Source organism: Kineococcus arenarius subsp. arenarius (assembly GCF_050871845.1).
Classification (GTDB): domain Bacteria; phylum Actinomycetota; class Actinomycetes; order Actinomycetales; family Kineococcaceae; genus Kineococcus.
On sequence record NZ_JBJLSE010000038.1, the window covers coordinates 25,538 to 35,750 of the forward strand.

Consider the following 10,213-nt stretch of genomic DNA (forward strand, 5'->3'; position numbering starts at 1 on the left):
GTCAGGTCAGCGAGGTGTGGGCCACCACGCCGCGGCGCACCAGGTCCACGGCGTCGCGGGCGGCCGAGCGCACCGCGGGGTCCAGCGATGCGGCGGCGACCTGGTCGAGGAGGTCGACGAGCTGCTTGCAGCGGCGCACGAAGTCGCCGGCGGCCAGGTCCGCGTCGCGCAGGACGGCGTCCAGGCGGTGCCCGGAGGCCCAGCGGTGCACCGCCCACGCCAGGCCGGCGTCGGGTTCGCGGGTGGCGGGGACCTTGTGGTGGTCCTCGCGGTCGGTGAGGTCGCTCCACAGGCGCACGGTGGCGGCGATGGCGTCCTCGGCGCGGCGCGGGACCCGTTCGGGGCCGTTGCCCTCGTCGCGGCGGGACTCGTGCACGAGGCAGGAGACGGCGGCGGCCAGGTCCGCGGGGCCGAGGCCGGCCCAGGCGCCGTGGCGCAGGCACTGGGCGACGAGCAGGTCGGTCTCGGCGTTGATGCGGCGCAGGGTGCGGCCGGCCTCGGTGACGGCGCCGCCGTCGTCGGTGAGGTAGCCGAGTTCGGCGAGCAGGTCGCACACGCGGTCGAAGGTGCGGGCGATGGTGCCGGTGCGGCCTTCGACGGTGCGCTGCAGGGCCCTGGTGTCGCGGGCGAGCTTCTCCTCGCGCACGGCCCAGCGGGCGTGCTCCTCGCGGTCGGAGCAGCCGTGGCAGGGGTGCGCCCGCAGGCGCTGGCGCAGCTCGGCCAGGACCGCGTCGTCGTCGGTGCGGGCGGCCGCACCGCCGCGGCGGCGGGCCGGCACGTCGCCGCCGCCGATCTCGGCCAGGGCGTTGCGCAGGGAGGAGGCGAGGTCGCGGCGGGCCTGCGGGCTGCGCCAGTTGAACGCCTTGGGGACCTTCACGCGGGCCAGCGGCTCGACGGGACCGGTGAAGTCGTGGGCGGCGATGGTGCGCACCTGGCGGTCCTGGCTCAGGACGCGCGGGGAGGGACCGTCGAAGCCCCTGCCGTCGACGAGGTCCAGGACGACGCCGAAGGTGTCGCGGCGCCCGCCGGGCAGGCGCACCACGTCGCCGGTGCTGAGCTGCTCGACGGAGCTGCGCGCCTCGGCGCGGCGCTGGGCGGCGCCGACGCGGGAGAGCTCCTTCTCCCGTTCCCCGATGCGCTGGCGCAGCGCGAAGTACTCGCCGAAGTCGCCCAGGTGGCAGGTCATGGCCTGGCGGTAGCCGTCCAGGGCGCGCTGCTGCTCGCGGATCTGCTGGGCTTGGCCGACCACGGCGCGGTCGGCCTGGAACTGGGCGAAGGAGGTCTCCAGGATGTCGCGGGCCCGCTCGCGGCCGACCTGCTGCACGAGGTTGACGGCCATGTTGTAGGTGGGCCGGAAGCTGGAGCGCAGCGGGAAGGTGCGCCGCGAGGCGAGGCCGGCGACCGCCTCGGGGTCGGTGCCGGCGGCCCACAGCACGACGGCGTGGCCCTCGACGTCGATGCCGCGGCGCCCGGCGCGGCCGGTGAGCTGGGTGTACTCCCCCGGCGTGATGTCGACGTGGGTCTGCCCGTTCCACTTGACCAGCCGTTCCAGGACGACGGAGCGGGCGGGCATGTTCACGCCCAGGGCGAGGGTCTCGGTGGCGAAGACGGCCTTGACCAGCCCGTCGGCGAAGAGCTGCTCGACGGTCTCCTTGAACACCGGCAGCAGCCCGGCGTGGTGGGCGGCCAGCCCGCGTTCGAGCCCTTCCATCCACTCCCAGTACCCCAGGACGGCCAGGTCGGAGGAGGGGATCTCCGCGCAGCGCTCCTCGGCGATCGCACGGATGCGCCGGCCCTCCTCCGGGGTGGTCAGGCGCAGCCCCCAGGCCACGCACTGCGCCACGGCGGCGTCGCACCCGGCGCGGCTGAAGATGAAGGTGATGGCCGGCAGCAGGTCGGCGGCGTCCAGGACCTCCAGGACCTGCGCGCGCGAGGGGGTGCGCCCGCCGGGGGGGCCGGCGGCGTAGCGTCCGCCGCCGGGGCGCCCGGGGCCGCGGCCGCGCCCGCGGCCCCGCCCGGCGGTGGCCAGGCGGTCGGTGCGCAGCTGCTGGCGGGACATGGAGACCAGCTCGGGGTTGACGATCGCCCCGGGCACCAGGGAGCCCTCGTCGCCCTCCAGGGGGTCGCCGGCGGGGTCGGTGAACAGGTCGTGCAGCTGGGTGCCGACCATCAGGTGCTGCCACAGCGGCACCGGGCGGTGCTCGGAGACGACGACCTCGGTGTCGCCGCGCACGGTGTCCAGCCAGGCGCCGAACTCCTCGGCGTTGGAGACGGTCGCCGACAGGGACGCCACGAGGACGTCGGAGGGCAGGTGGATGATCACCTCTTCCCACACGGCGCCGCGGAAGCGGTCGGCGAGGTAGTGGACCTCGTCCATGACGACGTAGCCCAGGCCGTCCAGCAGGGGGGAGCCGGCGTAGAGCATGTTGCGCAGCACCTCGGTGGTCATCACGACCACCGGGGCCTCGCCGTTGACGGAGTTGTCCCCGGTGAGCAGGCCGACGCTGGCGGCGCCGTGCCGTTCGGCGAGCTCGGCGTACTTCTGGTTGCTCAGCGCCTTGATGGGGGTGGTGTAGAACGCCTTGCGCCCGGTGCGCAGCGCCAGGTGCACGGCGAACTCGCCGACGACGGTCTTGCCGGCGCCGGTGGGGGCGGCGACCAGGACGCCGCGGCCGGCTTCGAGGGCCTGGCACGCCTGCACCTGGAAGCCGTCCAGGTCGAAGCCGAGGGTGGCGGCGAACTGGGCGAGCTGGGTGCGCGACTGCTCGGTGCGGCGCTGCGCTGCCGCGTATCGTTCCGCGGGGCTGGCCATGACGGCGACAGTACGTCACGGCCACCACCGGTGCGCGGCAGGGCCGCGCCGCGGGTCGGCTGAGCGGGGCGGGTCGGCCGGGTCAGGCGAGGACGTGCAGCGCGGCCGGCGCGACCTCGCACGTCAGCGGCAGGGAGCCGACGGGCTCGCCGTCGGCGTGCGGGCGCGGCAGGCGGGTTCGGCCCCCGGCGCGCGCTGCCCGCGGCGCCGCCGGTTCGGGCAGTTCCAGCGGTTCGAGGCGCACGGTGCGGGCCCGGTGGACCTGCACCGCGGGTGAGCGCAGGTGCTCGCCGCTGCGCAGGCGGGTGAACAGGTGCAGCGCGGCGGCGGCGGGGAGCTCGTCGACGACGACGACGTCCAGGAGCCCGTCGGCGGGGTCGGCGTGCGGGGCCATGGTGAGCCCGCCGCCGTAGCAGCGGGTGTTGGCGACCGCGGCCAGCAGGACGCGGCGCTGCAGGACGTGCCCGTCGAGCTCGATGCGCAGGGCGACGCCGCGCACCAGTGCCAGTTCGCGCAGCGCGGCCAGGGTGTAGCGGGCGGGGCCGGGCGGCCAGCGCCAGGAGTTGGCGCGCTCGTTGACCAGGGCGTCCACGCCGGAGGCGAGGATGCTGGCGTACCAGCGCTGCCCGTGGGCGCTGTGCACGCGCACGGCGTCCACGGTGCGGTGCCGGCCCTCGCGCAGGGCCGCGGACAGGGCGGCGACCGACGTGGCCGGGTCGCCCAGGGGCAGGTCCAGGCCGCGGGCGATGTCGTTGCCGGTGCCGGCGGGGACGATGCCCAGGGCGGTGGCCGTGCCGGCGACCTCCTGCACGGCGGCGTGCACGAGGCCGTCGCCGCCGACGACGACGAGCGCTGCGGCCTCCCCCGCCGCGTCGCGGGCGGCGCGGCGGGCGGCGGGCAGGTCGGGTCCGGACAGCTCGGTGACGGCGTGGCCCAGGCGGCGCAGCTCGGCGCGCACCCGGGCCCCGGCGGTGAAGCCGGCGCCGCGCCCGGCGGTGGGGTTGACGAGCAGGCCCACGGGGCCGGGTGCGCTCACGCCGCTCGCCGCGACGGCGTGGGTGGCCGGTTCAGAGCGCGCTGGCTTCGTCGTCGGACAGGTTCGAGTAGTCCGTCTCGGGCGAGTTGCGCCGACGGCGCTTGTCGTTGAGCAGGCACACCCCGATGGCGACGAAGAACAGGAAGATCAGCGGCATGGCCATGAGGATCATCGTCAGCGCGTCCGGGGTGGGCGTGAAGATCGCGGAGAAGACGAAGCACAGGAAGACGACGATGCGCCACTGCTTGAGGATCACCCGGCCGGGGACCAGGCCGGCGAAGTTCAGCGCGACCAGCAGCACGGGCACCAGGAACGAGATGCCGAACGCGAGCAGCAGCCGCATCACGAAAGACAGGTAGCTCGGCGTGTCGATGATGTTGTTGATGCCGTCGGGCGTGAACGACGTGATGAGCGCCATCGTCGTCGGCAGGATGAAGTAGGCCAGCGCGAGGCCGGCGAGGAAGAGCGGGAAGCCGGCCAGCACGAAGCCGACGGCGTAGCTGCGTTCCTTCCTGGTCAGCCCGGGGGTGACGAACGCCCAGAGCTGGTAGATCCACACCGGGGCCGCCACGATGAGGCCGACCCACAGCGCGCCCTTGACCTGGACGTCGAGGACGCCCAGCGTCGAGGCGAAGTTGAGCTCGACGCCCTCGATGGACTCCGCCGGCTGGGCCAGCAACGGCAGCACGACGTTGGGCCACAGCCACCAGCCGGCGGCGGCGCCCGCCACCACTGCGAGGGCGGCCCGGAAGAGCCGCTTGCGCAGCTCGTCGAGGTGTTCGCGCAGGGGCATGCGCCCTTCGGGGTCCTTGGGCGCGCGTCGCCGTCGGATGGTGGTGACCGCCACGTCGCCAGGGCCTCCTGTCAGCGGTTCAGCGGGTCAGCGCGGGGTCAGCGCTCGCGCGAGGCGCTGGGGGCCTCGCTGCTGCGGCTGCCGTTGACGTGGGCGCCGGAGGCGGTGCCGTCGGCACGGCCGTCGTCCAAGGCCTTGGGGCTGAACGCGGTGTCCCGCTCGGCGACGTCGTCGTCGTCCTTCTGCATCTCCTTGACCTCGCTCTTGAAGATGCGCAGCGAGCGTCCCAGGCCGCGGGCGGCGTCGGGCAGGCGCTTGGCGCCGAACAGCAGCAGCAGGACGACGACCAGCACGATGATGTGCCAGGGCTTCATGGCGCCCATGGTTCTCAACCTCCGTAGGGGGACGGTGCCCGGTCATCGTACGTCCCCGGCGGCGCGCCGTGGGGCCGCGACGCGATCGGGGTGCGGGTTCTCAGGGATCTCCCAGCCCGCGCACCGGTCGGTGGCGCGGGGTTCAGCGCACCGAGCGGGGGGCCAGGGTGGCCAGGGTGGCCAGGTCGTCGCAGGAGTCGAGCACGAGCGCGAAGTCCAGGACGTCGTCCCAGGCGATGGTGGCGCCGTGGTGCTCCTCCATGGCCTCGGCGGGGATGATCCAGCGCTCCACGGCCACGCCGCCGGAGACCAGCAGGGCGACGACGTCCTCGCTGGCGGGCTTGCGGACCTCGTCCTTGCACTGCGGGCAGTCGAAGGCGTAGAAGGAGCGGTCCTTGGCGGAGCAGACCACGAGGCGGACCTGCTTGGGGGTCAGCTCGACGTCGCCGCAGCAGGGGCAGGAAGCCTTGATCGTGGTCATCGTGTGCACCTTCCGGTCGTGGTGTGGGCGGCTGTCCCGCCGTCCGACACCCACTGCTTCGGCACGGACCCGGAAATCCTTGAACGCTGTTCACCCGGCGAGTCGGCGCACCCCGTCGCCGTGCGGGCCCAGGGGTCTGACGCCTTGTCTCACAGCGTGTCCGGGGCGCCCGGCGCGGTACCCCGGTAGCGGGCCAGCGCCGCCAGGGCGGCCTCGCGCACCTCCACCGCGAGCTCCGGCGGGTCCACCACGCGGGCGCCGGCGCCCAGGCGCAGCAGCAGCCGGCGCACCCAGCGGGTGTCCGCGGCCCGCAGCCGCACCCGCAGCGAGGCCTGCTCCCAGGCGCCCGGCGGGGCCGGCTCGGTGGACTGCACCGGGTAGTAGTCCACGACCCAGGCCGCCTGCGGGGCCAGGTCCAGGGTCACGAGCAGGTCGTCGGGGCTGGGCCGGAACAGGTCGGACTGCACGTCGCGGGAGACCGCGCGCGCCGGCGGGGTCCCGTCGGCGTCGAGGGCCTGCGCGGCCTCGATGCGGTCCAGGCGGAACAGGCGCACGCCCTCGGCGCGGTGGCACCAGGCCTCCAGGTACCAGCGGCCGTCGACGGTGACCAGGCGCATGGGGTCCACGTCGCGCTCGGTGCGCTCGTCGCGGCTGGGCACCAGGTAGGTCAGGTGCAGGCGGCGGTGCGCGGCCAGGGCGCTGCGGCAGGTGGCGAGCACGCCGGCGAGCTGCTCGTCGTCGCCGGGGCGCACGTCCACGCGCACGGAGCCGGCGGCCGCGGCGGCCTCGCCGGTGGCCTCGGCGAGCTTGGTCATGGCCCCGTCCAGGGCGTCGCGGTCGTGCAGGCCGGGCACCTCGGCCAGGGTGCGCAGGCCCACGAGCAGTGCCACGGCCTCGTCGACGGCCAGGCGGGCGGGGCGGGCGATGGGGTCGGCGTTGGACAGGTACACGCGCCCGGAGTCCCAGCGGGCGTCGATGAGGTCGTCGGGCATGTGGCCGGGGGTGCCGCAGACGAACAGCAGCTCCAGGTCGTGCACGAGGTCGTCGGTGCCGATGCCGAAGTGCTCGGCGGCCTCCTCCAGGGGGATGCCCTGGTGGCGCAGCAGGTAGGGGACCATCGCCAGCAGCCGGGACAGGCGCTCGGTGGAGGCGCTGCCGCTCACGCGGCACCTCCCCCGGTGCCCGCCGCGCCGGTGCCCGCTCCAGCGGCTCCGCGCAGGCGGCGCAGGACCGCCTCGCGCAGCTCCGGGGGGTCGAGGACGAGGACGGCGTCGCCGTAGCCGGCGAGCTCGTCGGCGCTGACCTCCACGTCGGCCACGTCGAGCTCCACCACGTCCTCCCCGGTCCCCCCACCGGTGCCGTCCCCGTCGCCGTCCCCGGTGCCTGCGACGGCGGGGCGCACCGACACCGCGCGCCGGCGCACCGCCAGGGCGCTGCCGCTGCGCACCAGGAGGCGGGCGCGGCGGGTGGTGCGCTCGCCGACGGTGCCGGCGACGACCTCGCGGGGGTCCAGGTCGGCGGGCACCTCGTAGGAACCGGGCCGGCCGATGCGCTTGACGGCCGAGGAGACCCGGGACAGGCGGAAGACGCGGGGGGCGTCGCGGTCGCGGTCGTGGCCGACGAGGTACCAGCGCCCGTGCCAGCTGACGATGGCCCACGGCTCCACGCGCCGGGTGGCGGGCTCGCCCCCGGCGCGGCGGTAGGCGAAGGAGACGGGGGCGCGGTCGCGGGTGGCGGCGTACAGGGGGTCGAAGGCCGGTTCGCTGGTGCGCACGCGCGGTTCCAGCCCCACCAGGGAGGTCTCGTCGGGTTCGACGCCCAGGCTGCGCAGCTTGACCAGGGCCCGGGTGGCGGGGCCGGCGAGGCTGGCCTGCTGCCACACGCGGCTGGCCAGGGACAGCACGGCCAGTTCGGCGGGGGTGAAGTTGATCTCGGGCAGGGCGTAGGCGTCGCGGTCGATGCGGTAGCCGGCCTCGTCGCCGAAGAGGGGGTCCTCGCCGCCGGTCTCCAGCGGGACGCCGAGCTCGCGCAGGTCCTCCTTGTCGCGCTCGAACATGCGCTCGAAGGCGACGGTCGTCGCGCAGTCGGCGTACTGCGGCACGGCCGTGCGGATCTGCTCCTTGGTCAGCCAGCGGCGGGTGGCCGACAGGGCGATCACGAGGTTGAGCAGCCGTTCGGTGCGTCGTGCGCCGCGGGCGGCGGCCGCCGCGCCGGTGCTGGGTGCCGAGCTCGCCATGGTGGACCGGACGCTACCGGACGGCGGCCGCTGCGGCGCGGGGCGCCGGTCCACGACGCCCGCACGACGGCCCGCACGACACACGGGTGGGCTCCGGTGCGGTGCCCGGGCGGGTAGCGTCCGCAGCACCGCCCGCCCCCTGCACCGCCCGCCGGAACCCGAGAGGCCGCCAGCCCGTGCGTCGACTGCCCGCCCTGGACGTGACCCGGGGCCTGGCCATCGTGCTGGTGGTGCTGCACCACGCGGTGCTGCACCTGGACGCCGCGCACCTGCTGGCGCCGTGGTGGCGGGCGGTCAACGGGGAGCTGGTGCTGCTGCGGATGCCCTTGTTCTTCTGCGTGTCGGGGCTGCTGGCGGCCACGGCGGCCACCCGCTCGTGGGCGGTGCTGGTGCGCTCGCGGCTGGTGCCGCTGCTGTGGGTGTTCGTGCTGTGGTCGCTGGTGCGCTTCGCGCTGTTCCGGGCGGTGACGCCGCGGTTCCAGCCGTGGGAGGCCGACAGCCTGGTGCCGCTGCTGCTGGCGCCGGTGCGGCCCACGACGGGCCTGTGGTACCTGTACGCGCTGGCGGTGTTCACCGTGGCGGCGCGGGCGCTGGGCCGGCGCGCGCCGTGGCTGCTGGTGCCGGCGGCGGTGCTGTCGGTGGCGGCCGGCGAGCTGTGGGTGCGGGCGCCGTTCTACGTGTGGCACCAGATGGCGCGGTGCTTCGTGTTCTTCCTGCTGGGCTGGTGCCTGCGAGCGCAGCTGCTGCGGTTGCTGGGCAGCGTTCGGGTGGGGCCGGCGGCGGTGTGCAGCGTCGCGGGTGCGGGGCTGCTGGTGGCGCACGGGGCGGGGTGGTTGCGGGGGCCGGGGGTGGCCGGCGCGCTGAGCGTGGTGGCGGTGGTGTGCGGGCTGGCGTTCGCGGTGCTGCTGACGCGGCTGCCCGGGGCGTCGGGGCTGGTGCGCGTGTGCGGGTGGCTGGGGCGGCGCACGCTGCCGGTGTACCTGGTGCACGAGCTGGTGGTGGGGGTGGGCACCAGCGCGGTGGTGGCGCTGGGGGTGGCCGGTGCCGGGCGACCGGGGTGGCTGCCCGTGGTGTGGGCGGTGCTGGCGGTGCTGGTGTCGCTGGGCGTGCACGCGGGGGCGGTGCGTGCCGGTGCGGGGTGGCTGTACTCGGCGCCGGCGGTGCTCGGTGAGCGGGCGGGCGCTGCGCTGGAGGCGGTGGGCGCTCGCGCGGTGCGCCCGGGCGGGGACGGGCGGCGCGCGCGGGGCACCCCCTAGCCTGCTCGGGTGCTGCGGTGGCGTTCGGGGACGGTCGTGCGGGTGGGGCGGGAGTGGCCCGGCGCGCTGGAGTGCGAGGTGCGGGTGCAGGGCGCGCCCGCGGGGGCGGTGGGCGCGGACGCGCCGGGGGCCGTGCTGCGGGCGCTGGCGTACGTGGAGCTGGTGGGTCGCCCGGCGCCGGGAGACCGGGTGCTGCTGAACACCGCGGCGCTGGCGCGCGGGCTGGGCACCGGCGGGTACGCGATGGTCGTGGCGTTGCCCGAGGCGTTGCCGGCGGACCCGCCGGCGGGACCCGGTCACCTGGTCAAGGCCCGCTACACGCCGCTGCAGGCGATGGTGCTGGGGGTGGACGAGCAGGAGTCCGAGCACCACGGGGTGCTGGCGGGGGCTGAGGACCTGCGGGGGGTGCCGGTGGTGGTGGCCGACCTGCACTCGGCGGTGCCGGCGGTGGTGGCCGGGGTGCGCGCGGAGGCCCCGCAGGCGCGGGTGGTGTACGTGATGACCGACGGCGGGGCGCTGCCGGTGGCGTTCTCGCGGGCCGTGGCGGGGTTGCGCGAGGCGGGCTGGCTGGCGGCGTGCGTGAGCACGGGGCAGAGCTTCGGCGGTGACCTGGAGGCGGCGACGGTGCACACCGGGTTGCTGGCGGCGCGGCTGGTGGCCGGTGCCGACGTGGTCGTGGTGGCGCAGGGACCGGGCAACCTGGGCACCGGCTCGCGCTGGGGGTTCTCCGGGGTGGCGGCCGGGGAGGCGCTGAACGCCGCTGCCGTGCTGGGCGGGCGGGCGGTGGCCTCGCTGCGCGTCTCGCAGGCCGACGAGCGCGAGCGCCACCGGGGGTTGTCGCACCACTCGGCCACGGCGGTGGGGCGGGTGGCGCTGGCGCCGGTGGACGTGGTGGTGCCCGGCGAGCGGGGCGCGTTCTGGGACGGGGTGCGCGCTCAGGTGCGGGCGCTGTGCGCGCCCGTCGGGCGGCACCGGTGGGCGCAGGTGGGCACGGAGGGTCTGGACGAGGCGCTGGCGGCGTGCCCGGTGGGGTTGTCCACGATGGGGCGCGGCCTGCAGCAGGACCGCGCCGCGTTCGTGGCGGCCGCGGTCGCCGGGCGGCACGCGGCCGGCCTGCTGCGCTCCTGATCCTCCTGATCCTCCTGCTCCCCCGCCCCTGCGTCGCCACGTCCCTCCGCGTCCGGGAACGCGCCAGGCCCCGCACCGCCGGTGGGCGGTGCGGGGC

The 10,213-nt window shown here is 76.1% G+C and carries 9 protein-coding genes; 2 read left to right on the forward strand and 7 right to left on the reverse strand.

Translation table 11 applies throughout. The features are described 5' to 3' along the window. Position 1: 1 nt before the first annotated feature. The 7 genes from ACRYM0_RS11140 to ACRYM0_RS11170 all read right to left on the reverse strand — a co-directional run bounded on the left by ACRYM0_RS11140 (position 2) and on the right by ACRYM0_RS11170 (position 7,732). Entirely contained in the window at positions 2–2,812 is a 2,811-nt protein-coding gene (locus ACRYM0_RS11140) for a DEAD/DEAH box helicase (RefSeq protein ID WP_432505035.1), read from the reverse strand. Between the two features lie 82 nt (positions 2,813–2,894). Beyond that, complete coding sequence (locus ACRYM0_RS11145) at positions 2,895–3,848, reverse strand: diacylglycerol/lipid kinase family protein (protein ID WP_432505037.1); 954 nt, start codon at positions 3,846–3,848, stop codon at positions 2,895–2,897. 31 nt (positions 3,849–3,879) lie between these two features. Continuing rightward, a complete protein-coding gene (tatC, locus tag ACRYM0_RS11150) occupies positions 3,880–4,641 on the reverse strand; it encodes a twin-arginine translocase subunit TatC (protein ID WP_432505039.1) in 762 nt (253 codons plus the stop codon). A gap of 98 nt (positions 4,642–4,739) precedes the next feature. Next, the gene (gene tatA / locus ACRYM0_RS11155; protein ID WP_432505040.1) at positions 4,740–5,024 is read right to left on the reverse strand and encodes a Sec-independent protein translocase subunit TatA; all 285 of its coding nucleotides are present in this window, start codon (positions 5,022–5,024) and stop codon (positions 4,740–4,742) included. 133 nt (positions 5,025–5,157) lie between these two features. Next, positions 5,158–5,496, reverse strand: a complete 339-nt coding sequence (locus ACRYM0_RS11160; protein WP_432505042.1) for a hypothetical protein — start codon at positions 5,494–5,496, stop codon at positions 5,158–5,160. 149 nt (positions 5,497–5,645) lie between these two features. Then, positions 5,646–6,659 carry a helix-turn-helix transcriptional regulator gene (locus ACRYM0_RS11165; protein WP_432505044.1) on the reverse strand — a complete coding sequence of 338 codons (1,014 nt, stop codon included), beginning with the start codon at positions 6,657–6,659 and terminating at the stop codon, positions 5,646–5,648. After that, positions 6,656–7,732 (reverse strand): helix-turn-helix transcriptional regulator, encoded by a 1,077-nt coding sequence (locus ACRYM0_RS11170; RefSeq protein WP_432505046.1) that lies wholly within the window; start codon positions 7,730–7,732, stop codon positions 6,656–6,658. Before ACRYM0_RS11170 ends, ACRYM0_RS11165 begins: the two co-directional genes overlap by 4 nt. Positions 7,733–7,908: 176 nt before the next feature. On the opposite strand from ACRYM0_RS11170, the gene ACRYM0_RS11175 reads away from it, so the two are divergent. Together ACRYM0_RS11175 and ACRYM0_RS11180 are read left to right on the forward strand one after the other, a co-directional pair. Beyond that, a complete protein-coding gene (locus ACRYM0_RS11175; RefSeq protein WP_432505048.1) occupies positions 7,909–8,988 on the forward strand; it encodes an acyltransferase family protein in 1,080 nt (359 codons plus the stop codon). 9 nt (positions 8,989–8,997) lie between these two features. Next, positions 8,998–10,116, forward strand: coding sequence for a DUF3866 family protein (locus ACRYM0_RS11180; RefSeq protein ID WP_432505050.1), 1,119 nt, complete (start codon positions 8,998–9,000; stop codon positions 10,114–10,116). The last annotated feature ends 97 nt before the right edge of the window (positions 10,117–10,213 follow it).